Raw genomic sequence first — 26,105 nt, 5'->3', positions numbered from 1 at the left:
CCTGTGCTACCCTGGCATCATGAATACCGTTTAATGAAAAAGAATAACAGCCACAAATATCATGTTTTGTTATGCGTACAGTTATGATAATTTTGTGACTGTACTGGTAAAGAAGCCACACAATTGTACTGATTTTAACTGTGACATCGTTCATCCGGGGAGGCCCGCCCATGGGTAAAACACCGAAATATCAACAGGTCGCCGACCAGTTCACCCGCCTGATCGAAGAAGGGGCCTTCGGCCCTGGGGCGGCGGCACCGTCCGTGCGCAAGTTGAGCCAGCAATGGAAGGTCAGCATCACCACGATACTCAAGGCCTACTACCTGTTGGAGGCGCGCGGCCTGTTGGTTCCCCGGCCGAGATCGGGGTTTTATGTCAACAGCCAGCTGCCCAGTGCGCCCCTCGAACCGGCGCTTTCCGATCCTGAACCGGACCCGAGCACCGTGGGTATGCGCGAGCTGATTACCATGATCGTCTTGCGGGACACCCTCAACCCGAAGTTGACCCAGCTGGGCGCGGCCCACCCCGCCCAGGAACTCACCGCCACCCGCCAGCTGAACCGGATCATGGCATCCGCAGCCCGGCGCATGGGGGATCGTGCCGGTTTGTATATGGCACCACCCGGCAACAAGCCTCTTCGCCAGCAGATCGTCCGGCATGCGGTGGTGGCCGGCTGCACCCTGGACGCCGAGGAAATCGTCATCACGTCAGGCTGCGGCGAAGCCGTCTCCAGCTGCCTGCAGGCCGTCTGCCGACCCGGCGACACGGTTGCCGTGGAGTCACCCATCTGCTTCGACGTGTTCCAATACATGGAGAATCTGGGCCTTAAAGCACTGGAAATACCCACGCACCCCAGAGACGGCATCAGCCTGGAAGCCCTGGGTTTTGCCCTGGAAAACAATTCCGTACAGGCCTGCCTGGTCATTTCCAACTTCAACAACCCCCTGGGAAGCTGTATTCCGGATGAGCGCAAAAAAGCCCTGGTCAACCTGCTGGCGCCTTACGACATCCCTTTGATTGAAAACGATATCTTCGGCGACATTCACTTTTCCGCCAAGCGGCCCCTGTCGGCCAAGGCATTCGATACCCAGGGCCTGGTGTTGTGGTGCGCCTCCTTTTCAAAGACGCTCTCACCGGGACTCAGGGTGGGCTGGGCCGCACCCGGGCGATATCGATCCACGGTGGCATGGCTGAAATACAGCACCAGCCTGGCCACGGCCACCCTGCCCCAGGTGGCTGTGGCCGAATTCATGGCAGAAGGCGGCTATCGCAAACACCTGCGACGGATTCGCCGGGTGTACCAGGATCGCGTGGCCGAATTGAGGCGGGCGGTGATCCGATTTTTTCCATCGGATATCCGCGTGACCGATCCTGCCGGCGGTTATCTGCTGTGGATTGAATTGCCCGAGTGCATCGATGCGCTGGCGCTTTACCGAACCGCCCTTGATGAAGGCATCGCCATCACGCCTGGCCATCTGTTTTCCACCGGCGACCGCTACGGCAACTTCATTCGCCTGAACGCGGCTAACTGGTCCGACCAGGCCACGCCCGCCATCCGGCGGCTGGGACGGGTCATCGACAGGATGGCGCAGGCGGGCTGAAGCGCGGATAACGCCGTCTATATGGGTGTCGGTCGAGTTCCGGGCGTGCAGATCCTCGAGGAAAAAAAAGGACGGACGGCGGGCCTCCGTGACGAGGGGGTCAAACGTGATGCAGGTATCGGACGGTTCACGGAGCCGTCAGAGGTTTAGCATGGCAACGGACACCAAACCGATACCAATTCCCACCATATGCCGGCCGGAGATCCTTTCGGCAAACAGAACCATTGCGCCGACGGTGCTGACCACCACCACCCCGACACTATAGGTGGGAAAGATCATCGCACTTTGCCAGCCGTCGACACTCAGCACCCGTGTCAGCGAAAAAAGTGCGCAATAGTTGCACGCTCCCAGCGTGAGGCCGCCCAGCAGGCTCCGGGTGCGATCGATCGAACCGGCGGGATGATGCGTGACCATCAACAGACAGAGGCTGACGAGAAGGGCGAAGAAAAAGGATGCGGCCAGGTAATCGTGGTGCTGATTGCGGACCAGCAAAAAATGCTGGACAAATTTCAGCAGCGCAAACTGCAGCCCGAATGAAAAAAAAACGACGACCGGGAGCCCGGCTGAACGCACCCTGCGCTGGGCGGCCGGTTCGGTCGTCACCGCGGAGGCAAGCCCAAGCGCCACCAGTGCCCCTAAAACCCCCAGGCCATTGATGACACTCAACCGGTCTCCATAGAGAGGGATCGCCAGGACCACGGGAATCGCCACGGACAGACGGCTGGAAAGTGCTGCGATGGACACCCCCGAACGCTGCGCCGTGAAGGCAAGCAGATAGAAATTACCCGCCAGAAAAGCCCCCTGAAGGACGGCCGGCAAGGTCCAGGAGTGAATCCGGACCCACTCCGACGCCTCCCTTTCCAATGAGAAGATCGCACCCACAACCACACAAACCAGATAGTTCAGGGTAATGGCCATGACCAGGCTGACCCGCCAGGATGCAAACGCCCTCAACAGCAACGGCAGACAGGAGGAAAAAAGGATGCTCAACAGAAGATAAGCCATCAGACGTGACCGTAGTAGTCCCGATGCACCACGATGGAATACGCATAGTCGAGAAGCGTGCCCCAGCTGAAGACCGGGAGGTCCGTCGCCCGCTGAACGGCCCGGGCAAAGGGCTGCATGCCGGTGCATTCGAGCATGAGGGCCCCGATACGTGGATTCGATTTGCTGAATTCGGTACATATCCGGACCATATCCGATTCGGCCTTGTTGTAAAATATGGCCGGCACGTCCGGCCGTTTCTCATGGTCCCACAGATTGTCGAATTCGGGACAGCCGTATTCGTCCTGGGCGCCGGCGACGATGAACCGGCTGTTCAGGTCGATACCCACGTTTTCAAGGTGGGCATCACTCAAAAACCGTTTCTGGGCACAGAGGATGCCCACGGCTTGATCCGGCCCGATGACCTGTTGAATGAAGGGCACCTGGAGCAGACTGGACATGAACACCGGTATATTTACATGCCGGGCCACATCTTTTTGGAAATAGGCAAAATACCCGCATTCCGCGGCAACGGCCCGGCAGCCCATGCGTTCGAGCCGGGCGGCGGCACGCAGGATGGGCTCCCGGCAGGGTGTTTTGTCGGCCTCCCACACCAGGGTGTGGTTGTCCACACCCTCGGCAATCTCGTACTGCACTGGGTAGGGAAAGGCGCTGGCATTGCGCACGTCCCCCGGAAACCCGGGGTAGGCATCGTCCAGCACCATGATGCCGATGCCCATGCCGTAGCAGGTGTGATTCTTGCGTGTGCGGATATAGTTGATGCCGGCATCCCGATTGCCGTAGATCATGGCGTCCTCCTGTTTTAATCGTTGCAGGGGGGTGAATTCCCCCATGCCTGGCTGCGTATCGTGGACAGCCGTCCCCGGTCGACGCCCTGCCGCACCATCATGCCATCCAGTTCGGCTAGCAGCGCCCGATCCATGGGCGGAGCGGTGTAGCTGTCCAGCATGGCCTGTTGCCGGACGGCAAGGCTATTTAAGAATAGCTCCGGCGGAGACCCGCCGCTGGTGTTCCCGTGCACGCCGATAAGCGGGTTCCAGGCGTGCGTCCGGCATTTGTTCAACGTGTCCCTGGTCGTTAGAAATTGCCCTCCCGGTCCGACGCTCCTGATTAGTTCCAGGTTGAGTGTGCTGGGGTCAATCTTCAGATCATCGAAGTAATACTTCACCATATCGATAATCTGGATGTCCATGATAAGCTTTTCATAGGAAATGGCTGCAAACCGGTCCAGCGTACCGGCGCTGTGGACGACGACGTTCACCCCGTTTTGAAATGTCGCCAACATGTTCAACATGCTTTCGTAGCCGCTTTGTGGCGACAGGTAAGATGCATCGGTCAGCGTACCGCCGCAGCGGCTGGGCAGGTGGTACATGCGGGCCAGCGCCGCGGTATATTTGGACTGGAGGGTATAGGCGGGAGAACCGATCGATATGTTGCCGCTCCTCAAATCGGCGCCCAGGCATTGCAGGCCGAAAATCACCGGCGTTCCGGGCCTCAAGGTCTGAACGATGGCGATGCCGGCAAGCGCCTCGGCGGTGGCCAGGGAAATGTTGGCCGCCATGTCGATGGGGCCGGTGGTGCCGGCCGCCGGGGAGGGCGAAATGATCACCGGTTGGTTATGTTCTGCCGCGACGATCATGGCGTCAAGTGCCATTTCATCGATCTGGAGAGGGCTGATGGTGTTGATCAGGGTCAACAGGTGCGGTTTGGCGGTAAACGCCGCCTGGCCGCCGAAGGCGACCGCGCCCAGTTCCATCAGCGCCTGCATCTGCAGCCGATGGCCTGGAACGCCCATGAGACACTTGTCCGAACTCAGCATGGCCGCGTATACCATCAGCAGGTGGCTCTGATCTGCCGGGACATCGGATGGCTGGGCCAGAATACCCCCGTTGATGGTAAAATGCGGGCATTGGTGGATCAGTTGGGCCAAGCGGACGTAATCCGCCATCACGGCATTGCGCCGCCTGCCGTCAGGCGCGCATACGGTCGCACAGCCGTATCCTGGGGCGCAGTTAACGTGGTCGCCACCGACCACCGTGTCATGGCGGGGGTTGCGGGCATGAAGGGTGAATGATGCAGGTGCCCGGCCAACGGCATCCATGATGAAATCGGGCGTAAAAAAAGCGGTGTTGGTGTTGACCGATACCCCGGGTTGTCGAATCCGCTGGATAAGTTCCGCATGATGCAGTTTGATACCGACTTTTTGCAGAATCCTCAGCGCCTGGTCATGAATAACGGCCAACTTCTCTTTCATGTTTTTTTCTCCATGATGACACCGTCGGTGCTTGTCCGTTGAAACCGACCGGGTTCCCATCGCGTGCCCGGGTACACCCCCGGCCGCTGTTTACCGGCGTCATCGCCTCGGCAGGCCCGGATCAGCCGCCATTCGAAGCGGAGCGATAAAAAGAAGAATGCTTCCTATCTTTTAAATGAAGATAATCGCGCTGGCAAGGCAACAATGAGAATTATCGCTTGCCAAGGCTGTCAACCTGTGGGATAGTTTAACTACCAGCCATCTGAAAATTCGACCATCAGCACCTGATTGAAGCCACCCCGTGCATACGCACCCTGCAAATTCTCTCAGTGACGCTTTGCTTCTTTTGACCCGTTGAGCCGACCACGCAACGTGGCGTGACAACCGCCCACTCCCTTCCCAGTTGCTCTCTTATCGATACGCCTGCAATCGATGGCCGGCACGAATCAACCCTTTTACCCGAAGGAGGCCGCCATGGAAAAACCCGTCATCACCTATGAAAGCCTGGTCCGCATCACCCGATCGATCTCGATGATCCGGGACCCGGAAGAAATCGTCCTGATATCGGTGGAAGGGGTCACCAACGCGCTGAACGTCAAAGGCTGCACCCTGTTTTTGTTCGACAAAAAAAGCGAGGTGCTTTCGCTTGCCGGCAGCTACGGACTCAGCCGGGAATACCTGGAAAAGGGGCCGGTCAGCGCCATGCGTTCGATCTCGTCGTCCATTGAAGACGGCCAGCCGGTGGCCATTTACGACGTCAATGACGATCCGCGGCTTCAATATCCCGAAGCCGCCTTGAAAGAGGGCATCGCATCGATACTGTCCGTGCCCATCATCATCGGCGAACGCATCATCGGATGCCTGCGGGTCTATACGGCTAAGCCCTGGGAATTTGGGCACAATGACGTGAATTTCGTCCAGGCTGTCGCCCAGGTGGTCGGCATGGCCCTGGAATTGTGTCGGATCAACAGAGGCTATAAAGAAAGCATCGACATCCTGAAATCCATGCGTGATCCCAAGACGCTGAAATCCAAAAAGCGGACCCCGTACGAAGGTGTGCCCAAAAGCTTTTCTAAAGGGGAATTGGCCCGGGCCAACGCCTGATGGCTGGCCCCATGCTTATCCTCGAGACAGGGCTTGCCAGGGGCAGGTCCGGCGTGCCTGACCGATGTGGTGCGCCTGAACGCGAATCCGGTTCCGCATGGCACCCGGGAGGTCGCTAAGGCGGCAAAAGGGAGCCAAGGATGCAGTCAACGCCGGTGGCGCTTGAACCGCGATAACCGGCGAACGGGGAATCGGTTTTCATCCTCAACGGTGAGCCTTCCCCGCGGATTGCCGCGGGGAAAGGTCAATCCAGAGTTGAATCAGTCTGCAGTGGTTCCATGGATGAACGTGTCGAGGATCCGGCTGTAGGTCCCGTTTGCTTTCATTTTGACCAACCCTTGATTGAAGCGATCGAGGATATGGGTCTGTTGCGTGTGCTTGGCGAATACCAGGTGGACACTGTTGACGGCAGCGGGAAGATCGAGCGTTTCCACCTCTTCTCGCCACCCCATCTGGTATAGTATCTGCGAAAGGGACAATTCATCGATAATGATGCAATCCACACGACCCAATACGAGCTTTTTCAGGTTGGCCTGGTTGTCCGTGGCTTCCTCGGCGACGAACAGGCCCGCCTGGCGGGCGCTGTCGAAAACCTCACCATAGCTCCATCCCCGGTTGATGCCTATCCGTTTGCCTGTCAGGTCAACCACCCCGCTATAAGAAAACCCATGGCCGGCTCTAACGCAGACACGTAGCGTTTCCCTGTAAATCGGGTCTGAATAGTCGAATACCGCCATGCGCGCCAGGTTCTGATAGATCCCGCCGATGGCAACCCTCCCCTCACGGCCAAGGCTCAGAGCCCGCTTCCAGGGATATCCGGAGATGGCTACAGGAATGCCGGACAGGGAAAACGCCGTTCTGATAATCTCCGGATAAAGGCCTTTGGCAGGCGCTGTTCCGTACATGTACGGTGGATAGGCCACGTCAACGGCAACATGGATAACCGCTTCCTTGGCCAATAACGGCGTGGGCCAAAAAATCGATATCAGGGCCAGCAATATAATTGCAGGCAGGCGTTTCTTCATGGTTTGTGCTCGGGATCGAAAATCAATCCTTGCGATTCAATGGTTTCCGGTGTCGGGCATGGACGCCTGAAAGTATGAACGATTTGGAAACATCGGGCAAGAGAATTGTCGGCGCCGGCGATCGGTGTCCCAACGACGCAACGTTATGATTGCACGTTGCGCTGCCACGATGCAGGTTTTGGCATGGGCGCCACAATCGACGGAAAAGGCGCCCCCTGTCGCGGTTTTTTTAGGCTTCACTTGTGGGGATAAATGATTACCCTATCGTCATCAGCCGGACGACATCCCACCCATCAATCGTAACAGGAGACCACCATGACCGACGAACTGAACGGAAAAACCGCCATTGTCACCGGGGCCTCCCGGGGTATCGGCAGGGCCATCGCCGCGAAGCTGGGCGCCATGGGTGCATCGGTGGCCGTCAATTATCTCAACGATGAAAAAGCGGCAGCCTTGACGGTATCGGATATTGAAAAGGCCGGCGGAAAGGCTGTTGCGGTGCGGGCGGACATGCGACAGGTCAGCGACATACAACGGCTCTTTGACCGAACCATAAACCATTTTGGCGGGTTGGACATTCTCGTCAACAATGCCGGCATCCGGCTGTTCAAACCGATTGCCTCGGTGAGCGAGGCGGAATTCGACGATATTTTTGACGCCAATGTCAAAGGGGTCTTCTTCGCCTGCCAGATGGCCGCCAGACGGATGAACGATGGCGGGCGCATCGTCAACCTGTCATCCTCGGTGACCCGGGTATTGATGGCCGAATACGGTCCCTACGCCGCCACCAAAGGCGCCGTGGATCAAATAACCCGGGTATTGGCCAAAGAACTGGGCCCCAGGGGCATCACGGTCAATGCCATCTCCCCCGGGCCTACCGATACGGAGCTGTTCAGAAAAGGCAAAACCCGGGAACAGATCGAGGGCTACGCCCGGGCCGCGGCTCTGGGGCGTATCGGTACGCCGGCGGATATCGCCAGCGCCGTGTCCCTGTTGGTTGTCAAGGACGCCGGTTGGATCACCGGCCAGAATATATGCGCCAACGGCGGATTTGTGGCCTGACCGAAAGGCGCTGTCACCGATTGGGGCATAAAAGGGGTCGACGTGCAGACATCGTCGCTGTTCAGACGTATCCTGTTGACAACATTGATCGTCGCCTGTTTGTTCTCTTTTCAATGCAGAAAGGCTCCGCCAAGGGACATCCAGCGCACGACTTGGTCGCTGACGGCACTGAGAAATGCGACCTATTCGGGCCTCAAGGGCTGCCGGTCACCGGTGAAGTTGATGGACGGTCGGTGGGAAGGACCACCCTACGCAACCGGCGGAGCGTCACGGCCGTCGGTGCATTTCGTCGGCAATCTTTTCCACATCGGAAAGATCACCGATCATGAAGCGGATTCCGCTGTGGTCTTCCTCGCTGAATCATCCGGGGGATCCGGCACCTTTCTCTACCTGGCGCTGGTTGAGAAACACAACGGGGAACTGGTCAACACGCACACGGTACCGGTGGGAGACCGGGTACAGATACGCGATGTTCATATTGAAAGGGGGTCGATCGTCGTAGATGTGCTGCAAGCCGGCCCGCGGGATGCCGCTTGCTGTCCGGGAGAATTAGCCACCCGCCGCTGGCAAATGCATGCCGACCAATTGGTTGAGTCAAAAACGCCTGACCGGACAGACCGGTTTTCCCTGGATGCCATCGGCGGCGTCGTCTGGGTGCTTGGCGCATGGGATTGTGATGAACCGGCGCCCGGTGATCCGGAAATCTCGATGGAGTATGAAAACGGCCGCTTTGCCGGTAGGGCCGGGTGCAACCGCTATTTTGTGACGGTCGAAACCGGCGACAACCCGGGTGACCTTCGGCTCGGTCCATCCGGATCTACCCGCATGATGTGCCCAGAAGCCATCATGCTCATTGAGCAGCGTTTTCTCAAACAGCTCAATGGCGCAAAAAAAGTCGCGTTCCTGGCCGGGCAACTCTCTGTGTCATTCGAAATGGAGGGTAGGCCGGGAAGCATGCGCTTCGACCGAAAAAAGGGCGGTCCCTGAGAAAACCATGCAAATTACAAGAATACCTATATATAGCGTAAAAGGTTGATCTAAAACGCAACAAACGGTATAAGGAGGGCCAGGATAAGCACGACAGATCGATTGCTACGATCTGAAAAGGCAAAAAAACATCCCCACCAGAAAGGTGGCTCACCTGGCAGCAGGCTGGAGAAACGCGCAATAACGAATGGATCGACGCACCTTTCTGGCTAAAAGCGCCGCATTTCTCCTGGGCGGCCTGTTCGGTTCCGGCACACCGGTTTCGGCAGAACTTTTTCCCCCCGCCGCCAACCCGCCGCGCATCGCCCTGATCATCGATGATATCGGCTTCAATCTCAAACGCGCCGAACGCTTTCTTGATGCGGAAATTCCCATTACCTTTTCTGTTCTGCCCCGCGTTTGCTGGTCCGTAGAGTCGGCCATTGCCCTACATGCCCGAGGCCACGAGATCATGCTCCACCAACCCATGGAACCGTTCAGCACCGAGGTGGACCCGGGACCCGGTGCCATTTTTGTGGCCGACCGGCCGGAGTGCATTCACCAAGTGGTGGCCGAAAACATTGCCACACTGCCCCATGTGATCGGCGTCAACAACCACATGGGATCCAGGTACACCCAGCAGCCCCAAAAAATGGGGCAGGCCCTGCATGCGGTCAGAAACCGCGGCCTGTTTTTTGTAGACAGCGTGACTACCTGGCATTCCACGGCTTACGCCTGTGCCCGGCAGATGGGTATGTCGACCATAAGGAGGGACCTCTTTCTGGACAATCGGCGGGAGGTTGCATCGGTCATGCGGCAGATGAACCGCCTTAGAAACCTCGCCCACAAGCACGGCAGCGCAATCGGTATCGGTCATCCGCGACCGGACACCGCCGAGGGCATCATGCGCTTTCTCGATACCCCGGAGAGCCGGGATGTCGCTTTCGTCTACATTTCCCAGATGATTGATCGACTATAGCGCATCATCCGGCGTCACGAACCAGGCCTTCTTGCGATACACCAGGTCCTGGCTGCGGGCGATGAGGGTGCCGGTCTCTTCCTCGACCACCGTGATCTCGTAAAGTCCCGTCCGGCCCCCTAAATGGCACTCTTTGGCCTCGGCCACCAAATGATCACCCTCCTTGGACGGGTTGAGAAAACAGATGTTCACATTCAGGGCAACGGCCACCTGCCCACGGGAATTGCTGGCGGCGGCGAACGCCAGGTCTCCCAGGGCGAACACCAGGCCGCCATGGGTCATTCCGTGAAAATTGGTCATCTGCTCGGTGACGGTCAGCGCCACCCGGCTGTGCCCCGGCGCCACGATCGTTACGGAAGCGCCCAGAAACCGGGCAAAGGCATCCTTCTGGATGTGGGCGTCAATAGCTGCCTGGCGTGTTTCATCGGTCATTGGGGCTCTCCTCGGACGGATCGGGCAATCGCCGGCAACTGCATCCGGCAATCCAGAAAAAAAGGTTCGAAAACGCTGCCAATCAGGAGCCGGTCCCGAAAAACCGCACCTACGCTGCATCCGGAAAGCACCGAGCCGTCCTCGAGGTATCGCACCTGCAACGCATAATCGCCGGCCGGCCCGCGAGTGAGCGTGATCACCTCGCTGGGTGATCGGTATCGCTGGGATCTGGCATGCATGACAAATTGAAGCGGTTTGGGATGAGCGCCAATCCATAGCACACCGGATTCATCCAGTTCGACGTTGTCCACGCCGGTGCCACAAGCAACGGTCTGTTCGTGGGCAAGGGCACCGGATGCCGGATCGCGTCGATAAACCCGCAGCGTGCCCTCGGTGGTGGCGCAGACATAAAGCGCCTGTCCATGCGGGTCAAAGGCGATCCCGTTGGCATATCCTATCTGCGAGGCCACCTGTCTGAACCTTTGACCGTCGTAATAAACCACACCGGAACGCTTCAGGTTCAGGTAGTCCTCCAGGGTCTTTACCAGGCGGTTGCGGCTGCCGTGGTCATTGGTCACGTAAAACCGGTCTGCAGCCACGGCGGCCACATCGTTGGGGCTCACCAGTTGCGGGCCGCTGACGGATTGGCGATGCACCAGCGTCAGGCCCAGCAGATCAAAGATTTCAACGGTATGCCGCCCATTGCCGTGGTTGACCACAAACAGAGAAAGCGTATCGTTTTCCGAAGCGAACAAGCAAATCCCATGGGGCTGGAAATCGTCGGGCAAGTCGGCGTCAAGGCGCACCGGAACCGGATTTGGCGCGTTGAGGTCATAGGCGAAGATCGCTCCGGCCGAATCTTTTCCAACGGCCGCCGCCCGGCGGTTGCACACGGACATATAGGCCATGCCCGTTCGTGGATTGACGGTGATGTCCTCGACCCCCACCACACCGGAGACCACCGTGCATCTGCCGTTGAATAGCGGTTCGATGGCCCTGAACTGCCAGGCACGGTTCAGCCGTCCAACCACAAGCACGACTGCCACAACCAGGCAGGTCAGCAATATGATGATCGTTTTTCGCTTCGCCAAGGCAGCCTGCCCTTAAAAAAGCCGTTACAGGTAGTTGATCGGCGGCAGCCCTTCCCGGCGCCTCACCGCCTCCATCAGGCCCACTGTTCCGGTCATCATGTTGTCGCCCCAGGGAGCGCCGAAGGCAATGGGAAGCGTCGATTCCAGTGCCAGTCGCCGCCGGGGTCCAGTGGCCAGGATCCTTTCGACGGCGTCGAAGCCAATAGTTCGGCGGCTGTAGGCGCCGTGTCCGCCCTCGTCTAAAACCCGGCGGTGGGAGAGCGCTCCGTCGGCCAGGTCCATGAGCAACCGGTCCAGTCGTGAAGCGGTGATGTCTGCGGTGTGATACTCAAAAAATCCGCCCAGCATGCCCCCTTCCAAGGCCGCACCCACGGTATGGGAGGTGGCGATGTCCAGCACGAGGAGCCGGTTTCGATTCACGGCCAGCACATCCATGGATGCACCGAGAATGGCGGCCATCCCCGAATCCATTACGTAGACCCGATCGGTGGGCAGGGCCGTGGCATCCTTGGCGATGGCCGACAGCCGGTTCATCTGCGCCGGCACCTGATCACCACGGTAGAGCAGGGTCTCGGGAGCCGGGTGCTGCGCCAGCGCCGCCGTGAACATCCGGTGCCTGAAATCCAGGTGAGAGACCCCGGGCGGCGCCGCCCCATGATCCTGGGCGCAGATGGCCACGGCATCGAACGCGAAGGGGACGCCGATGCCCCGGACGAGGCGCTGCAGGCGATCAGGCTGAAGGTCCCCCGTACGGATGTGGTGAAATCGGGGATCGTGCGTCAACGCCTCCGCTTCTGCCGCGTCCACCACGCGGATGCCATGCGACGCCACCCGTTGCATGTCGTGGTGGATGGTGGCGGCGGCCGGTTCCGACATGTGCACGTCGGCCGTTTTTACCCGATCGATCAGGGCCTGGGAGACCGGGCCCCCGCCCATCTCACAGCCGGTGACCACTAAATTGCCGCGGGTCTGCCGGACCTCGTCAGCCAACACCCGCACCGGCGATCGGACCACCGCTTTGTAGTGAAGGTCATGGTCGGTGTCATAACAGAGCATGTCCAGGGTTCCGGCACCGATGTCCAGCAACAGGTAGCGTCCCATGACGAGATTCCTTTCCCGAAAGCCAATTTCAAAACACCCACTTTCTGCCGGTATCGCCGTTGGGCTTCGCTTTTGAAACGGGCTTAACAGGACTTTAATTTGTTGATCTGCTTCCGGAGAAACTGCTTGAAGCCGCTTCTCTCTTTAGCGAAGGCCTGCTCCAGCGGACTGCGATTGCGGTTCTCGATCAGCGTTTTAATGACGCCCAGAAGCTGAGGATCGGCCTTGACGATCTGGGCCGCAATGGTTTTCGCGCGGTCCAGCAGATGCTCCCGGGGAAGCACCTCGTTCACCAGCCCCCAGGCCAGCGCCGTGTGGGCGTATATGGGCTGGCAGGCAAAAGAGATCTGTTTGGCCCGGCGCTGGCCTACGGTCTGCTGAAGCAGCTGGGTCATTCCCCAGCCCGGATGGATGCCCACCCGGGCGTGGGTGTCCGAGAACTGCGCGTTTTCGGCAGCGATGATAAAATCGCAATTCAGGGCCAGCTCGAAGCCACCGGTAATGGCGTGCCCGTTGACCGCAGCGATGATGGGCTTGTTGCAGGCACGCATCAAATCCGGCAGGTCGCTGCCGTCTCCCCGGGGGTCGAAAAGATTCTCTCTTCCGATGGCACCCAGGTCCAGGCCGGCGCAAAACGAGGGTCCGTTGCCGGTGATGATGATCACGCGGACATCATCTCGGACGGTTACCGCATCCAGCGCGTCGTAAAGACGGATGAGCAGTTGCTGGTTGATGGCGTTACGCCGCTCGGGACGGTTGAGCGTGATCACCGCGATCTGGTGGTCAACGTCTAAAAGCACGGGTGGTGCCATGGTCTTTTCCTTTGCCACCCCGGCAATTATTGAGTTTATTGGCAATCAGACGCTGGCGATGAGCGCCCGGCTTTTGCGGATCAGGGCTGCCGCGCGGTCATCTGCCGGGGGTCGTCGACGATCAACCCGTCCACCCCCATGGCCAGCATCCCACGTGTGTCGATTTTTCCATCCACCGCATAGGGGAACACGCGCGCACCCAGATCGTGGAGGCTGTCCACCTGCTGTTGGGTCAGCACCCTGAAGTCCGGGTGCCAGGAAAACCCCTTGATCCGCCGGTACCAGTGGCGCAGGCTCTCATCCGCGGCAACGTCGGAAAGCAGGCCCAAAGCGATTCCCGGATCGAGTTTGCGGAGATTTTCGAGCATCAGCCATTCGAAGCTGGACACCAGAACCTCATCGAGCATATTTTTCTCACGCACCAGGTCCAGCACCTGCCGCTCCACGGCATCTGCCGGCCCATCCGCTTCGAAGGCTTCCGGCTTGATCTCGATGTTCACCATCAGGCGTCCTTTTACCGCATCCAGCACCTGGGCCAGGGTGGGCAGCCGCTCGGTCTTGAACCGCGGGTCGAACCAGCTGCCGGCGTCCAACCGGCTCAGCTGATCCAGGCTAAGCGCCTTGACCGCACCGGTTCCGTCGGTGGTCCGGTCCACGGTTTCGTCATGGATCACCACCAGCTGTCGATCCTTCGACAGGCAGACATCCAGCTCGATCATGTGGGCGCCGGCGTCGATGGCACCCTTGAAGGCGGCAAGGGTGTTCTCCGGATAGCGGGCGCTGAGCCCACGGTGGGCGATGAACAATGGTTGTGGCAGGTCTTTTTTCATCATGCTTGCATGCGAACGGTTACTTCACGTTGAAGTTTTGGCCCCTTTTCCGATAACGCCGGTAAATGTCCTAACCAAGTTCTGAGAAAACAGCAAGTTTTATTGAAAATCCACGTCAGCAGCCAGAAGCTGGAAATCATCCTACCGCAAATGGGAAGGTGGCGGCACTGGAAACTCGAAAATATTGCTCAGACCAAGCCGGGAATCCAGAAACAATTTTTTCTAAAGAAATTCCTCCAGCCGCCGAAAGCATCCAATCATTCAGGCAATACCCATCAACGCCATAGTTGGATTTCACCACAATCAACTTCAGCAAAGGAATTTATGATCATGCGAAAGATGTTAGTAACCGTAATGAGTTTGGCTTTTGTCCTTTCGATTTGCACACCCGCTTTTGCCGCCGGCGTGGCCGGGAAAAAAGTGCTTTTCATCGACTCCTACCATGAAGGCTATGCCTGGAGCGATGGTATCACCAACGGCATCAAAACCACCCTCGACGGCTCCGGTGTCGAACTGAAGATCTTCCGGATGGACACCAAACGCAATACCGACGAAGAATTCAAGAAAAGCGCCGCGCTCAAGGCCAAGGCGGAAATCGACGCATTCAAACCCGATGTGGTCATCGCCGCGGATGACAATGCCTCCAAATATCTGATCGAACCCTACTTTAAGGATGCCAGTCTGCCGTTCGTGTTCTGTGGCGTCAACTGGGATGAAAAGGTGTATGGCTTCCCGTATAAAAATGTGACCGGAATGGTCGAAGTCACCCCGCTTCCCCAACTGATCGAACAATTGCAGCCGTTTGCCAAAGGCAACAAGATCGGCTTTCTTGCCCCTGAATTAGCTACCGCCAGAAAAGAGGCCCAAAATCTCAAGACGGTTTTTGGGATGACGCTTACCGAGTATTTTGCCAAGGATTTTGACGACTGGAAAAAAGGTTTTGCCGAACTTCAGGGCACGGTGGATATGCTCGTGCTGGACAGTGACGGCGGGCTTTACAAGGATCAGGCCGCTGACATGAAAGCCTTGGTCGAAGGCGGCTCCAAAATTCCCTCCGGATCGACCTATGACTTCATGGCTCCCTATGCATTGATATCCTACGCCAAATTGGCCGAGGAACAGGGGGCCTGGTCAGCTGACGCCGCCCTAAAAATATTAGGCGGAACTTCCCCCGCCGATATCCCGGTTACCAAGAATACCCAGGGCAAGCTGTTCGTCAATGCAAGAATTGCCAAGGCGTTAGGTGCGGAACTTCCCTTCGAGATCATTCAATCGGCCGATCAGGTAATTGAATAACCTGATGTAACAACCATCTTCGCCCACGTTAACCGGCGCTTTCCTCGGTCTGTTTCGGGGAAAGCGCCGGATCGACAGGTCCTATCGGCTGTCTGATCCGCAATGTTGTCAACCAGCGCCGAAAGGACCTGCGAATTTCGGTAAGAAAAGGATTCTACCCATGCGATTTAACATCAGAAACAAATTTCTTGTGCCCATGGTCATCCTGGTCCTTCTCGGCATGGGCGGATCATCGATTATATCTTACACCCTATCCAAGAATTCCCTTAAAACAGCCTTGACCGGCCAGATCAGTCAGCTTGCGGACTCGACCGAGGTCATCATGCAGGCCTGGGTCAGGGACCGTACCCTCGATGTCGCCAACTGGGGGGTGCAAAGCGTTTTCAGCACAGCCCTGAAAGATTCCTTTGTCGGCAAAGCCGCCCGAAAATCCGCCAGCGCGCAACTCGCCGGCATGAAAGAGGACTACCAATACTACGAAAGCATTGGGCTCGCCGATGCCAACGGCGAGATCGTTGCCGCGGCCGACGAAGAGATTATCGGCAAAATAAAAATCGACGACCGCACCTACTTTCAGGAATCCATGCAGGGCAAGACCCATGTCTCCCAGGTTATCAAAAGCAAGCAGAGCGGCAGTCCCGTGTTCGTGATCTCCGCTCCGGTCAAAGACAAGGATGCCGTCACCGGGGTTCTTTTCTCCGTGGTGAACATGTCCGCTTTCAGCGCCAAGTTCGTCGACACCATCAAAGTCGGTCAAACCGGCTACGCCTTTATCTTCAACAAAGATGGTCTGATCATCGCCCATCCCGACAAAGCCAACATTCTCAAGATGAACCTCAACGACCTCGACTTCGGTCCGAAAATGATGGCCATGAAGCAGGGATTGCTTGAATACGAGCATAAGGGAGACTCAAAGATTGTTGCTTTAAAGACCTTCGAGCAGATGGGATGGACCATTGCCGTTTCAGCAATGAGCAAGGAGATCTTCGCATCGGTCGGCCATCTGGGAAGAGTCAATCTGATCATGGTTACGGTGGTCGTACTGGTGGCGGCGGTGATCATTTTTCTGATTGCCAACACCGTGGCCAAGCCGATCAACAATGTGGTTGCCGGACTCAAAGATGCGGCGGAAGGTGAAGGCGACCTGACCAAACGCCTTGACGTGAAGAGCCGCGATGAAGTCGGCGAACTGAGCAAATGGTTTAACGTGTTTATTGAAAAAGTCCAGGTCATCATCAAGGACGTTGCCGGCAATGCCGATCAATTAACAGACTCGTCGCGCAATCTCTCGGCCATCTCGGGCCAGATGTCGGCAGGTGCCGAACAGACAACCCTCAAGGCCCGGACCGTGTCGACCTCATCCGAAGAGATGAGCGTGAACATGAATTCGGTTGCAGCGGCCATGGAACAGGCATCAACCAATGTGCAGCTCGTGGCGTCTGCTGCAGAAGAGATGACCGCAACCATCAACGAAATTGCCGGCAACACCGAAAAAGCCCATACGATTACCAATGATGCGGTGACGCAGGCGGAAAAAGCCTCCAGCCAGGTCGGTGACCTGGGACAGGCTGCACAGGAGATCGGCAAGGTGGTCGAGGCCATCACCGACATCTCGGAACAGGTCAATCTTCTGGCGCTCAACGCTACCATCGAAGCGGCCCGTGCAGGAGATGCAGGAAAAGGATTTGCCGTTGTGGCCAACGAGATCAAGGAGCTGGCCAAACAGACGGCGGCCGCCACCGGCGAGATCAAGCAACGCGTGGAGAGCATTCAGACCTCCACGGATGGGACCGTGTTTCAAATCGGTCATATCACCAAGGTCGTCAACCAGGTCAATGAAATTGTGGGTGTTATCGCCACAGCCGTTGAAGAACAGTCGGTAACGACAAAAGAGATCGCAGGAAACGTGGCCCAGGCCTCCCAGGGGATCAACGATGTCAATGAAAACGTGGCGCAAAGCAACAGTGCCGTCACCCTCATTGCCAAGGAGATTATGGAGGTCACCCAGTCTGCCGACGAAATGTCGAACAGCAGCTCCCAGGTCAACTTGAGTGCTGAAGAACTGGCCGGGTTAGCCGAAAAACTGAATACCATGGTTCGCAAATTTAAAACCTGAAGTGACCCGATTTAGCCTGACCGAATTACCAGCAGGGCCAATTTCGGCCCTGCTTTCATTGGTGCCTTTCATTTTCTCGCCGACTTTATCCCTTCGTTTGACAGTGTGCCCCTTCCCGTTTATATCACCAGAACCGGTTCAAGGCGTAAGATACCATCTGGGACAAACTTGAAAAGAAGGGCTTCGATGAAACCGATCGACACGTTTCGACGGGTTGACAAGAGCGGCATCCGCTACTTGCTCACCGACATTGACGACACCCTCACCGTAAAAGGCCGGCTGCCGTCCGTGGTATTCGCCGCCCTGGAGGACCTTCAGCGGTCCGGCATCCGGGTGGTCCCCATCACGGGGCGCCCGGCCGGCTGGTGCGACCACATCGCCCGGATGTGGCCGGTTGACGGGCTGGTTGGAGAAAACGGCGCCTTCTATTTTCGCTACGATAGCCGCGAAAAAAAGATGACTCGACGCTACTGGAAGTCAAAGGAAGAGAGACGCGTTGATCGGGCCAGGCTCGACGCCATCCGGGAGAAGGTGCTGACCGGCGTTCCCGGCTGTGCCGTGGCTGCCGACCAGGCTTATCGAGAGGCGGATCTGGCCATCGATTTCTGCGAAGACGTGCCACCTCTGCCCATGCCATCGGTACAGGCCATTCAGGCGATTTTCCAGAACGCCGGGGCCACCGCCAAAATCAGCTCCATCCATGTCAATGGATGGTTCGGCGATTACGACAAGCTGTCCATGTCCCGCTTATTTTTCAAGGAGGTCTTTAAGAAGGACTTGGATGCCGTGCGGGACCAGGTGATTTTCTGTGGCGACTCGCCCAACGATGCACCCATGTTCGGCTATTTCCCTCACTCGGTGGGGGTCGCGAATGTACGCGCCTTCGAAGCCCAGCTGGAAGCGCCGCCGACCTGGGTGACCCGATACGAGGGCGGAATCGGGTTTGCCGAAATGGTGAAGATTCTTCTGGATCGATGAGGAAAGATACGGATACTCAATCGCCGAACATTTATCAAAAGGACCCTGCCGGCCGGTGTTGCTTTAGGCAGCGGCGCCATGTTTAATGGCTGCGCGGGGTGGACGCGTAACGATTTCACCGATTTTCAAGAGACCAACGGACCGACAGCCAATCTGGACAACACGGCGTTGACCATCCTCCATCTCGCCGGCCTGGCTCCCAGCGGGCATAACAGCCAACCTTGGCGGGTTCGAATTGAAAGTCCCGACAATTGGATCATTGAAGCCGAACGACATTGGGATGGTCTGTCCACCGAAGGCATGGAGATACGGGGCCTAAAGGGGTGGTTCGTGCGCCAATTTGTTCAGCCCCACGATTTTCTGGAGGAAAATAGCGGCATCGAACAGATCGCGGGGTTTCATGACAGCGGCTTTTTTCTACAGTTTGTCTTGCGCGTCGGTTATCTCAACGCGTATCCGGAACCGGTAAGCCTGCGCGGACCGGTGGAATGGTTGGTAACCCGATCAATGAATTGAGGGCCTTCGAATTGGGGGATCCGGGGATTTCGACCACATGGAATGCCTTCAATTCATTAATTCCAGCATTCCCTATCCCTTAATAGCTGCTACTTTTCCCGTTCGACCAATCCCTTGACAAACCAGCGCTGCATCATCAGTACAACCAGGATGGGCGGCATCATCACCAGCAGCGAGCCGGCCATGGCGACGTTCCAGTAGGGCACGTCGTCCACCTGGGGAATCAGGTGCTGAAGGCCGATGACCGCCGTGGTCATATCCGGATTGGTGGTGATCAACAGCGGCCAGAGGTACTGGTTCCAGCCGTAGACGAACTCGATGACCACCAGGGCGGCAATGTTCGTTACTGAAAGGGGCAGCAGGATCTTGCGGAAAAACATCATGGCCGAAGCGCCGTCCAGCTTGGCCGCCTCGCACAGCTCTTCGGGGACGGTCAAAAAAAACTGCCGGAACAGGAAGGTGCAGGTGGCCGAGGCCACCAGGGGAAGAATCAGGCCCGTGTAGCTGTCCAGCAGGCTCCATTCCAGGGCAATTTCGAAATCGTTGCCCACCCACCACTGAATCAGGCTGTTGAGGTGCAAGGTGTCGATGAGCCACTGCAGCGGGCCGAAAATGTTGGCCGCAATCTCGTAGGTGGGCAGGATGCGAACTTCCACCGGCAGCATCAGGGTGCAAAAGACCGTGGCAAAGGCCACCTTTCGGAAGCGGTAGTCGAAGTAGACAATCGAAAAGGCGCCCAGCATGGAAACGACGATCTTGCCGATGGTGATGCCCGATGCCATGATAAACGAGTTCATCAGCTGGCGCCCCAGGTTCCCCGTTTCCCAGGCCGTGTTGACGTTCACCCAGAACTGGTCGCCGGGGGTAAGGGGCATGGGCACCTTGGCAACCTCTTCTAAGGGCAGCGACGCCGCCACCAGGGTATAGAAAATCGGAAAACCCACGATGCAGATGCCGAGCATCAAAAATGCGTAGGTCAGGGCGTCGAGTATGGGGGTTCGTTCAACCATTTAAATCCATTACACCGTATAGTGGACCTTGCGCTCCACGAAACGGAACTGGAGCACCGTAATCGTGATGATCAGGATCATGAGCACCACGGACTGAGCCGCGGAGGACCCTAAGTTCAAGCCGATAAAACCGTCCTGGTAAACTTTGTATACCAGGGTGTTGGTCGCCCCTCCGGGCCCCCCCTGGGTGACCGTATGGATCACCCCGAAGGTTTCAAAAAAAGCGTAGATCACATTCATTACCATCAGAAAAAAGAACGTGGGCGAAAGCAGGGGGAACGTGATCGTCCAGAAACGCCGAAATGGCCCGGCCCCGTCCATGGCCGCCGCTTCGATGAGTGAGTGGGGAACGGCCTGGAGTCCGGCCATGAAGAAAACGAAGTTGTAGCTCACCTCTTTCCAGGCGCTGGCCAGGACCACCATGATGAAGGCGTCGGTGCCGCTGAGCACCGGGTTCCAGTCGATGCCCATCTTATTTTGAAGAAAATACGCCAGCACACCAAAAGAGGGATGCAGCAGGAAAAGCCAGAGGATGCCTGAAATAGCCGGCGCCACCGCGTAAGGCCAGATCAGCATGGTGCGGATCAGGGCCTTGGCCCGCAGGGCCCGGTTGGCCAGCGAGGCGATGAACAGGCCGAAAACAATGCTGGTAGCGGCGGTCGCCAGGCTGAAACCGAGGGTAATGCCGATGGATTTGAGGTACAGCGGATCGGTAAAGATGGTGATGAAGTTGTCGAACCAGACGAAGCGGCTGCGCTGGCCGAAAGGGTCGCTGAGCATGACCGACTGGAGCAGGCCCTGGGCGGCCGGCCAGTAAAAAAAAGTCAGGGTGACCAGGATCTGCGGGGTAATCAGCAGGTAGGCCAGGGTCCGCGAAGTGAAATGGGATCGTTTGATCATGGTTTCCGGTGTTCGATTCCGGTGTGAGGGCTCGAGCTTGGTTCGCTGATGCCATGGCTGTCATGGCCACTCGGGTCAAAACGTCTTGCGGCGCACCGGAGCGGAGGTTCGCGCATCGGCCGGTGCACCGCAAGGAGTATAGCGTTGTTTTTTGGCAATGTCTACTTGTAGGTTTTTTCGAACTCGCGCAGCTTCTCGTTGCTGCGGGATACCGCGTCGTCCATGGCTTGCTGCGGGCTCTTGGAACCGTTCCAGAGCAGCTCCATCTCTTCGTTGATGATATTGCGGATCTGGACGAAATAGCCCAGGCGGAGCCCCCGGGAGTTCTTGGTGGGCTTGCGGCGGGTCATCTGGTTGATGCCCACCTCCTGGTATGGATTTTCGTTAAAATAGCCTTTTTTCTTCAGGGACTCATAGGCCGTGATGGTGATGGGGAAGTAGCCGGTTTCCATGTGCCACAGCTCCTGCATGTCGTTCTGGGCCAGAAAATCCATGAAGGCGGCCACGCCCTTGTACTCTTTCTTGGGATGACCCTTCATGACCCATAGGGAGGCACCACCGATGATGCTGTTTTGGGGCTCCTTCATGCTGGCTTCCACGGGCAGCGGGGCCAGGTCCCAGGCAAACTGGGCATTTTTCTTGACATTGCCGATGCCGCTGATGGATTCCATCAAGATGGCGGCATCCCCGCCGACAAAAGCGGCCTGCGGTCCCTGGTATTTCTGGCCTTCGTAGGAAAAACGGTTGTCCGCCATCCAGGATTTAAGCCGCGCGAGGTGGTTGACCACCTGGGCATTGTTGATCTGCAGCTCGCAGTCCAGTCCCTCGTAGCCGTTGGCCTTGGAGGCAAAGGCCAGGTCGTGGATGGCGCTGTAGTTCTCCACCTGGGTCCAGGACTGCCAGGAGGTGACCATACCTTTTTTCACACCTGAGGCCACCAGCTTGGCCGTGATGTCGCCCATCTGGTCCCAGGTCAGCGGCTCGGTCTTGGAAGGCAGGTCAATGCCCGCCTTTTTGAACAGGTCCACGTTGTAATACATGACCGGGGTGGACGAGTTGAACGGCATGGAAAGCAGGTTCTCGTTTTCGTCCACGTAATAGGAAAGCACCGGCTGCAGGTAACTGGACCAGTCGATTTTATAGCCCTGGTCGGCCATGAGTTGGTAGACTGGATAAATGGCTCCTGAGAGCATCATGGTGAGCGTGCCCACTTCGAAGGACTGCAGGATGTGGGGGTGCTTTTTGGCCCGGTAGGCCGCCACACCGGCATTGACCGTCTCGTCGTAATTGCCCTTGTTGGTCTCCACCACCACGTAATCGCTCTGGGATGCATTGAAGGCATCCACGATCTTTTTCAGGGTTTCGCCCCGGGCGCCCCGCATGGCGTGCCACCAGTGGATTTCAATGGGTTTTGCAAAAACCTGATCGGCGGCAAACACCGCCAGGATCACCAGTACCATCAACATCATGAGTTTTTTCATCATGGCTGCACGCTCCTCCCAGTTTTATGTAACGGTTTGAAATAGATAGGAAAGTATATATCTCCTCCCGAGATGAAACAAGAGTAATGGGTAAGCTCTCATGAGTCAAGCATTTATTGGAAGGGCGCTGCGAATTGAACGGCGGCACCCAATCGGTTTGTGAAAAACATGGCTGGCGCTTAAAGAGTGCTTGACTTGAACCGGAAAAGCGTGGTCATTTTCTCCTACCCAACTTACCATTCAGAATAGGGATTCCATGGCACAGGTCATTATCAGGGACATCGTCAAAAAATTCGGCAAAACTGAAGTGGTTCACGGCATCAGCCTGGACATCGAGGACAAGGAGTTCGTGGTCCTGGTCGGTCCCTCGGGATGCGGCAAATCCACGGTACTGCGCATGGTGGCCGGGCTGGAGAAAATCACCTCCGGCACCGTCAGCATCGGTGACCGCATCGTCAATGAGATCGCCCCCAAGGACCGGGACGTGGCCATGGTGTTCCAGAACTACGCCCTTTATCCGCACATGAACGTCTTCGGCAACATGAGCTTCGGGTTGAAGCTGAGCAAAACCCCCAAGGCGGAGATTCTCGAACGGGTCAACGAAGCGGCCGCCATCCTGGGTCTGGAAGCGCTGCTGCACCGCAAACCCCACGAGCTCTCCGGCGGGCAGCGACAGCGGGTGGCCATGGGGCGTGCCATCGTGCGCAAACCGTCGGTATTTCTCTTCGACGAGCCCCTGTCCAACCTGGACGCCAAGCTGCGGACCCAGATGCGTGTCGAAATCAAACGGTTGCACCAGAAGGTCCAGTCCACGGCCATCTACGTCACCCACGATCAGGTGGAAGCCATGACCCTGGCCGACCGCATCGTGGTAATGAGAAACGGGAACATCGAACAGGTGGGTCAGCCGATTGAGCTGTTCCAGAACCCGGCCAACACCTTCGTCGCGGGCTTTATCGGCAGCCCGCCCATGAACCTGGTTCCCGCCCGCATCGTCAAGGTCGACGGGGCCCTGATGATCCGCCTGAACGACGAGCTTAGGGTGCCCATCCCCACCAAGGCGGACATGAACGTCCGGGAAGAGACGGATGTGATCATGGGCCTGCGAACCGAGGATTTTACCGTGGACAACGGCAACGGCGACTATCCCGACGAATGGAAGCTGGACGGCTCGGTGGAGGTGGTCGAGCCACTCGGCGGAGAAACCCACATGCACATGAATTTCAAAGGCATCACCTTTATCGTCAAAAGCGAAGGTCGCCGGATCTTTCACCCCGGCCAGCAGTTGCGCATGGGCATGAACCTGAATCATCTTCATCTTTTCGATGCCGGCACCACCCGCTCGATTTATTGATTGGCTTGATTCACGTGTAAAATAGGTGTACCTATAACCGGTCAGCCTGTCTGTCTGTTTTTCCTGAACTGTTTCATTTTATTTTAGTTTTCTTGATCCGGACGCCGGACCGAGACCGTCTTATCCCCGAGGAGGACCCATCATGCAAGTGACCATCACCAACGCCGAACGACTGAAAGCCAAACCGGATGAAAACAAGCTGGGGTTCGGTACGATTTTCACCGATCACATGTTCAACATGGACTACAGCGTGGAAAAAGGATGGTACCATCCGCGTATCGAGCCTTACGCACCCCTGGTGATGGAACCGTCCACCATGGTCCTCCACTATGGCCAGGGGGTCTTCGAAGGCATGAAAGCCTACCGCAACCAACAAGGCGGTGTTCAACTGTTTCGCCCCCGGGAGAACTTTAAGCGCCTCAACGCGTCCAACCGCAAGCTCTGCATACCCGAAATCGACGAAGCCTTTGCTTTAGATGCCCTCAAGCAACTGCTCACCGTCGAAAAGGACTGGATACCCAGCGCGCCGGGAACCTCGCTCTACATCCGGCCGACCATCATCGCCACCGACCCCTTCCTGGGCGTGCGGGCTTCTTTTACCTACCGGTTCTTCATTATCCTCAGCCCGGTGGGGGCCTACTACGCCGAAGGGTTCAACCCGGTAAAGATCATGGTCACCAAGGAGCATGTGCGCGCGGTGCGCGGCGGCGTGGGCGACACCAAGACCCTGGGCAACTATGCGGCCAGCCTGCTTGCCGGCGACAAGGCCCACAAGGCCGGCTACACCCAGGTGTTGTGGCTGGACGGCGTGGAGCAGAAGTATGTGGAAGAGGTCGGAGCCATGAACATCTTTTTCGTCATCGGCGACGAACTGGTCACGCCCATGCTCTCCGGCAGCATCCTGCCCGGTATCACCCGCGATTCGGTGCTCGAACTGGGACGGTCCTGGGGGATGACGGTGACCGAAAGAAAAATCAGCATCGACGAAGTGATCGACGCCCACGCGTCGGGCCAATTGAAGGAGATCTTCGGATCCGGCACGGCCGCCGTTATCTCACCGGTGGGCGAGCTCAAATACGAAGATACGGTCATCACCATCGGCGACGGCCGGGTCGGCCCCCTGGCCCACAAGTTTTTCCAGTCCATCCAGGCTATCCAGTACGGCAGCATCGAAGGCCCGTCGGGCTGGGTGGAGAACGTCTGACGGGTTAGGTCATCGCGTTGAAGGATCCTTTCTGTTGCACCAAAAACCAAACGGTTATTAATATTTCAACCGCGGAGGTTTCATGAAAGTCAGAAAAGCCGTTTTCCCCGTCGCCGGTCTGGGTACCCGATTTCTGCCGGCCACCAAGGCCATGGCTAAAGAGATGCTTCCCATCGTGGACAAACCATTGATCCAGTATGCCGTGGAAGAGGCATATGCCTCGGGCATCAGGGAGATCATTTTCGTCACCGGTGCCGGGAAAAACGCCATCGAGAACCATTTCGACCACTCCTGCGAACTGGAGCACATGCTCATGGCCCGGGGCAAGGACTCCCAGCTGAAAATGGTTCACTCGTTGATCCCCGAATCCGGCTCCATTATCTACACGCGCCAGAACGAGCCGCTGGGGCTGGGGCATGCCATCTGGTGCGCCCGGAACATCGTGGGCAACGAACCCTTTGCGGTTCTGCTGGCCGACGACCTGATCAAAGCGGAAAAACCGGTGCTGAAACAGATGATGGAAACATTTGACGAGCTGCAGTCCTCGATTGTTTCGGTCGTCGAAGTGGACCCTCAAGAGACCAGCAAGTACGGCATCCTGGATGCAGACCCGCTGGTCAACGGCATTACGAAGATTCGTGGTCTGGTGGAAAAACCGAAACCGGAAGAAGCGCCCTCGAACCTGGCCATCATCGGCCGATATATCCTGACTCCGGAAATTTTCAGCATCCTCCAGGGCAAAGAAAAGGGCGCCGGCGGTGAAATCCAGATCACCGATGCCATGGCCCGGTTGCTCAAGACCCAGGATATTTTCGGTTACCGCTACCAGGGCACCCGTTTCGATTGCGGCAACAAGGCCGGCTTTCAGATGGCCAACCTGTCGTTTTCATTGGACCGGCCCGACATGCGGGACCGGCTGCTGCCTTTTATCAGGGATCTGATTAAGAAGTATTAGACCGATCGGCTCGCCCGCAGATTGACAACCCTG

At 57.4% G+C, this 26,105-nt stretch carries 25 protein-coding genes; 12 read left to right on the top strand and 13 right to left on the bottom strand.

The genetic code is table 11. The features are described 5' to 3' along the window. Positions 1-170 precede the first annotated feature (170 nt). Positions 171-1,601 carry an aminotransferase-like domain-containing protein gene (locus tag ACZCED_RS00850; protein ID WP_462970665.1) on the top strand — a complete coding sequence of 477 codons (1,431 nt, stop codon included), beginning with the start codon at positions 171-173 and terminating at the stop codon, positions 1,599-1,601. Positions 1,602-1,739: 138 nt separating this feature from the next. Here ACZCED_RS00850 and ACZCED_RS00845 read toward each other — a convergent pair whose 3' ends face one another. Genes ACZCED_RS00845 through ACZCED_RS00835 form a run of 3 tightly spaced genes read right to left on the bottom strand, consistent with a single transcriptional unit; the run spans position 1,740 to position 4,860 of the window. Then, the gene (locus tag ACZCED_RS00845) at positions 1,740-2,606 is read right to left on the bottom strand and encodes a hypothetical protein (RefSeq protein ID WP_462970664.1); all 867 of its coding nucleotides are present in this window, start codon (positions 2,604-2,606) and stop codon (positions 1,740-1,742) included. After that, positions 2,606-3,394 carry an aspartate/glutamate racemase family protein gene (locus tag ACZCED_RS00840; protein WP_462970663.1) on the bottom strand — a complete coding sequence of 263 codons (789 nt, stop codon included), beginning with the start codon at positions 3,392-3,394 and terminating at the stop codon, positions 2,606-2,608. Before ACZCED_RS00840 ends, ACZCED_RS00845 begins: the two co-directional genes overlap by 1 nt. Before the next feature lie 14 nt (positions 3,395-3,408). After that, the gene (locus tag ACZCED_RS00835; protein WP_462970662.1) at positions 3,409-4,860 is read right to left on the bottom strand and encodes a trimethylamine methyltransferase family protein; all 1,452 of its coding nucleotides are present in this window, start codon (positions 4,858-4,860) and stop codon (positions 3,409-3,411) included. 474 nt (positions 4,861-5,334) lie between these two features. On the opposite strand from ACZCED_RS00835, the gene ACZCED_RS00830 reads away from it, so the two are divergent. Then, positions 5,335-5,964, top strand: a complete 630-nt coding sequence (locus ACZCED_RS00830) for a GAF domain-containing protein (protein WP_462970661.1) — start codon at positions 5,335-5,337, stop codon at positions 5,962-5,964. A gap of 260 nt (positions 5,965-6,224) precedes the next feature. Here the strand turns inward: ACZCED_RS00830 and ACZCED_RS00825 are convergent, their stop codons facing one another. After that, complete coding sequence (locus ACZCED_RS00825; protein WP_462970660.1) at positions 6,225-6,989, bottom strand: substrate-binding periplasmic protein; 765 nt, start codon at positions 6,987-6,989, stop codon at positions 6,225-6,227. Positions 6,990-7,304: 315 nt separating this feature from the next. On the opposite strand from ACZCED_RS00825, the gene ACZCED_RS00820 reads away from it, so the two are divergent. The 3 genes from ACZCED_RS00820 to ACZCED_RS00810 all read left to right on the top strand — a co-directional run bounded on the left by ACZCED_RS00820 (position 7,305) and on the right by ACZCED_RS00810 (position 9,996). Continuing rightward, positions 7,305-8,051, top strand: coding sequence for an SDR family oxidoreductase (locus ACZCED_RS00820; protein ID WP_464859996.1), 747 nt, complete (start codon positions 7,305-7,307; stop codon positions 8,049-8,051). 42 nt (positions 8,052-8,093) lie between these two features. Continuing rightward, a complete protein-coding gene (locus tag ACZCED_RS00815; RefSeq protein ID WP_462970658.1) occupies positions 8,094-9,038 on the top strand; it encodes an META domain-containing protein in 945 nt (314 codons plus the stop codon). A 187-nt stretch (positions 9,039-9,225) separates the two neighbouring features. Then, positions 9,226-9,996, top strand: a complete 771-nt coding sequence (locus ACZCED_RS00810) for a divergent polysaccharide deacetylase family protein (RefSeq protein ID WP_464859995.1) — start codon at positions 9,226-9,228, stop codon at positions 9,994-9,996. Here the strand turns inward: ACZCED_RS00810 and ACZCED_RS00805 are convergent. The 6 genes from ACZCED_RS00805 to ACZCED_RS00780 all read right to left on the bottom strand — a co-directional run bounded on the left by ACZCED_RS00805 (position 9,991) and on the right by ACZCED_RS00780 (position 14,560). Further along, the gene (locus ACZCED_RS00805; RefSeq protein WP_462970656.1) at positions 9,991-10,428 is read right to left on the bottom strand and encodes a hotdog fold thioesterase; all 438 of its coding nucleotides are present in this window, start codon (positions 10,426-10,428) and stop codon (positions 9,991-9,993) included. The two genes, ACZCED_RS00810 and ACZCED_RS00805, sit on opposite strands and share 6 nt — an antisense overlap. Continuing rightward, complete coding sequence (locus tag ACZCED_RS00800; RefSeq protein WP_464859994.1) at positions 10,425-11,519, bottom strand: strictosidine synthase family protein; 1,095 nt, start codon at positions 11,517-11,519, stop codon at positions 10,425-10,427. Before ACZCED_RS00800 ends, ACZCED_RS00805 begins: the two co-directional genes overlap by 4 nt. 24 nt (positions 11,520-11,543) lie before the next feature. Further along, positions 11,544-12,620 carry a DUF1786 family protein gene (locus ACZCED_RS00795; RefSeq protein ID WP_462970654.1) on the bottom strand — a complete coding sequence of 359 codons (1,077 nt, stop codon included), beginning with the start codon at positions 12,618-12,620 and terminating at the stop codon, positions 11,544-11,546. Positions 12,621-12,703: 83 nt separating this feature from the next. Then, positions 12,704-13,432 carry an enoyl-CoA hydratase gene (locus ACZCED_RS00790; RefSeq protein ID WP_464859993.1) on the bottom strand — a complete coding sequence of 243 codons (729 nt, stop codon included), beginning with the start codon at positions 13,430-13,432 and terminating at the stop codon, positions 12,704-12,706. Between the two features lie 80 nt (positions 13,433-13,512). After that, entirely contained in the window at positions 13,513-14,265 is a 753-nt protein-coding gene (locus tag ACZCED_RS00785) for a glycerophosphodiester phosphodiesterase (protein WP_464859992.1), read from the bottom strand. Between the two features lie 133 nt (positions 14,266-14,398). Further along, positions 14,399-14,560 (bottom strand): hypothetical protein, encoded by a 162-nt coding sequence (locus ACZCED_RS00780; RefSeq protein WP_462970651.1) that lies wholly within the window; start codon positions 14,558-14,560, stop codon positions 14,399-14,401. A 32-nt stretch (positions 14,561-14,592) separates the two neighbouring features. Between ACZCED_RS00780 and ACZCED_RS00775 the strand changes: the two genes are divergently transcribed. From ACZCED_RS00775 to ACZCED_RS00760, 4 genes are all read left to right on the top strand, one after another. After that, positions 14,593-15,558 (top strand): ABC transporter substrate-binding protein, encoded by a 966-nt coding sequence (locus tag ACZCED_RS00775; RefSeq protein ID WP_462970650.1) that lies wholly within the window; start codon positions 14,593-14,595, stop codon positions 15,556-15,558. Between the two features lie 160 nt (positions 15,559-15,718). Then, positions 15,719-17,674 (top strand): methyl-accepting chemotaxis protein, encoded by a 1,956-nt coding sequence (locus ACZCED_RS00770; protein WP_464859991.1) that lies wholly within the window; start codon positions 15,719-15,721, stop codon positions 17,672-17,674. 186 nt (positions 17,675-17,860) lie between these two features. Further along, positions 17,861-18,652 (top strand): HAD-IIB family hydrolase, encoded by a 792-nt coding sequence (locus ACZCED_RS00765; protein WP_464859990.1) that lies wholly within the window; start codon positions 17,861-17,863, stop codon positions 18,650-18,652. A 78-nt stretch (positions 18,653-18,730) separates the two neighbouring features. Continuing rightward, positions 18,731-19,168, top strand: a complete 438-nt coding sequence (locus ACZCED_RS00760) for a hypothetical protein (RefSeq protein WP_464859989.1) — start codon at positions 18,731-18,733, stop codon at positions 19,166-19,168. 89 nt (positions 19,169-19,257) lie between these two features. On the opposite strand, the gene ACZCED_RS00755 is transcribed toward ACZCED_RS00760, so the two are convergent. The 3 genes from ACZCED_RS00755 to ugpB form a co-directional block, all read right to left on the bottom strand. Further along, positions 19,258-20,178, bottom strand: a complete 921-nt coding sequence (locus ACZCED_RS00755) for an ABC transporter permease subunit (protein WP_462967821.1) — start codon at positions 20,176-20,178, stop codon at positions 19,258-19,260. A gap of 9 nt (positions 20,179-20,187) precedes the next feature. Continuing rightward, entirely contained in the window at positions 20,188-21,078 is an 891-nt protein-coding gene (gene ugpA, locus ACZCED_RS00750; RefSeq protein ID WP_462967822.1) for a sn-glycerol-3-phosphate ABC transporter permease UgpA, read from the bottom strand. 161 nt (positions 21,079-21,239) lie between these two features. Further along, complete coding sequence (gene ugpB / locus ACZCED_RS00745; RefSeq protein WP_462967823.1) at positions 21,240-22,562, bottom strand: sn-glycerol-3-phosphate ABC transporter substrate-binding protein UgpB; 1,323 nt, start codon at positions 22,560-22,562, stop codon at positions 21,240-21,242. A 253-nt stretch (positions 22,563-22,815) separates the two neighbouring features. Here ugpB and ACZCED_RS00740 point away from each other — a divergent pair, with 253 nt between their 5' ends. The 3 genes from ACZCED_RS00740 (at position 22,816) to galU (ending at position 26,072) form a co-directional block, all read left to right on the top strand. Next, the gene (locus ACZCED_RS00740) at positions 22,816-23,913 is read left to right on the top strand and encodes an ABC transporter ATP-binding protein (protein WP_462967824.1); all 1,098 of its coding nucleotides are present in this window, start codon (positions 22,816-22,818) and stop codon (positions 23,911-23,913) included. A gap of 142 nt (positions 23,914-24,055) precedes the next feature. Beyond that, positions 24,056-25,117: a branched-chain amino acid aminotransferase gene (locus ACZCED_RS00735; RefSeq protein WP_464859988.1), complete on the top strand. Its 1,062-nt coding sequence runs from the start codon at positions 24,056-24,058 to the stop codon at positions 25,115-25,117. Positions 25,118-25,199: 82 nt separating this feature from the next. Beyond that, positions 25,200-26,072, top strand: a complete 873-nt coding sequence (gene galU / locus ACZCED_RS00730) for a UTP--glucose-1-phosphate uridylyltransferase GalU (protein WP_462967826.1) — start codon at positions 25,200-25,202, stop codon at positions 26,070-26,072. Positions 26,073-26,105: the final 33 nt, after the last annotated feature.

The sequence above is a fragment of the Desulfosarcina sp. genome (assembly GCF_055467485.1).
This window is presented reverse-complemented; position numbering and strand designations above follow the sequence as displayed.

Bases quoted from the DNA above. Each gene is read 5' to 3' on its own strand.
- ACZCED_RS00850 (WP_462970665.1), top strand. From the start codon at position 171: ATGGGTAAAACACCGAAATATCAACAGGTCGCCGACCAGTTCACCCGC.
- ACZCED_RS00845 (WP_462970664.1), bottom strand. From the start codon at position 2,606: ATGGCTTATCTTCTGTTGAGCATCCTTTTTTCCTCCTGTCTGCCGTTG.
- ACZCED_RS00840 (WP_462970663.1), bottom strand. From the start codon at position 3,394: ATGATCTACGGCAATCGGGATGCCGGCATCAACTATATCCGCACACGC.
- ACZCED_RS00835 (WP_462970662.1), bottom strand. From the start codon at position 4,860: ATGAAAGAGAAGTTGGCCGTTATTCATGACCAGGCGCTGAGGATTCTG.
- ACZCED_RS00830 (WP_462970661.1), top strand. From the start codon at position 5,335: ATGGAAAAACCCGTCATCACCTATGAAAGCCTGGTCCGCATCACCCGA.
- ACZCED_RS00825 (WP_462970660.1), bottom strand. From the start codon at position 6,989: ATGAAGAAACGCCTGCCTGCAATTATATTGCTGGCCCTGATATCGATT.
- ACZCED_RS00820 (WP_464859996.1), top strand. From the start codon at position 7,305: ATGACCGACGAACTGAACGGAAAAACCGCCATTGTCACCGGGGCCTCC.
- ACZCED_RS00810 (WP_464859995.1), top strand. From the start codon at position 9,226: ATGGATCGACGCACCTTTCTGGCTAAAAGCGCCGCATTTCTCCTGGGC.
- ACZCED_RS00805 (WP_462970656.1), bottom strand. From the start codon at position 10,428: ATGACCGATGAAACACGCCAGGCAGCTATTGACGCCCACATCCAGAAG.
- ACZCED_RS00795 (WP_462970654.1), bottom strand. From the start codon at position 12,620: ATGGGACGCTACCTGTTGCTGGACATCGGTGCCGGAACCCTGGACATG.
- ACZCED_RS00790 (WP_464859993.1), bottom strand. From the start codon at position 13,432: ATGGCACCACCCGTGCTTTTAGACGTTGACCACCAGATCGCGGTGATC.
- ACZCED_RS00785 (WP_464859992.1), bottom strand. From the start codon at position 14,265: ATGATGAAAAAAGACCTGCCACAACCATTGTTCATCGCCCACCGTGGG.
- ACZCED_RS00775 (WP_462970650.1), top strand. From the start codon at position 14,593: ATGCGAAAGATGTTAGTAACCGTAATGAGTTTGGCTTTTGTCCTTTCG.
- ACZCED_RS00770 (WP_464859991.1), top strand. From the start codon at position 15,719: ATGCGATTTAACATCAGAAACAAATTTCTTGTGCCCATGGTCATCCTG.
- ACZCED_RS00765 (WP_464859990.1), top strand. From the start codon at position 17,861: ATGAAACCGATCGACACGTTTCGACGGGTTGACAAGAGCGGCATCCGC.
- ACZCED_RS00760 (WP_464859989.1), top strand. From the start codon at position 18,731: ATGTTTAATGGCTGCGCGGGGTGGACGCGTAACGATTTCACCGATTTT.
- ACZCED_RS00755 (WP_462967821.1), bottom strand. From the start codon at position 20,178: ATGGTTGAACGAACCCCCATACTCGACGCCCTGACCTACGCATTTTTG.
- ugpA (WP_462967822.1), bottom strand. From the start codon at position 21,078: ATGATCAAACGATCCCATTTCACTTCGCGGACCCTGGCCTACCTGCTG.
- ugpB (WP_462967823.1), bottom strand. From the start codon at position 22,562: ATGATGAAAAAACTCATGATGTTGATGGTACTGGTGATCCTGGCGGTG.
- ACZCED_RS00740 (WP_462967824.1), top strand. From the start codon at position 22,816: ATGGCACAGGTCATTATCAGGGACATCGTCAAAAAATTCGGCAAAACT.
- ACZCED_RS00735 (WP_464859988.1), top strand. From the start codon at position 24,056: ATGCAAGTGACCATCACCAACGCCGAACGACTGAAAGCCAAACCGGAT.
- galU (WP_462967826.1), top strand. From the start codon at position 25,200: ATGAAAGTCAGAAAAGCCGTTTTCCCCGTCGCCGGTCTGGGTACCCGA.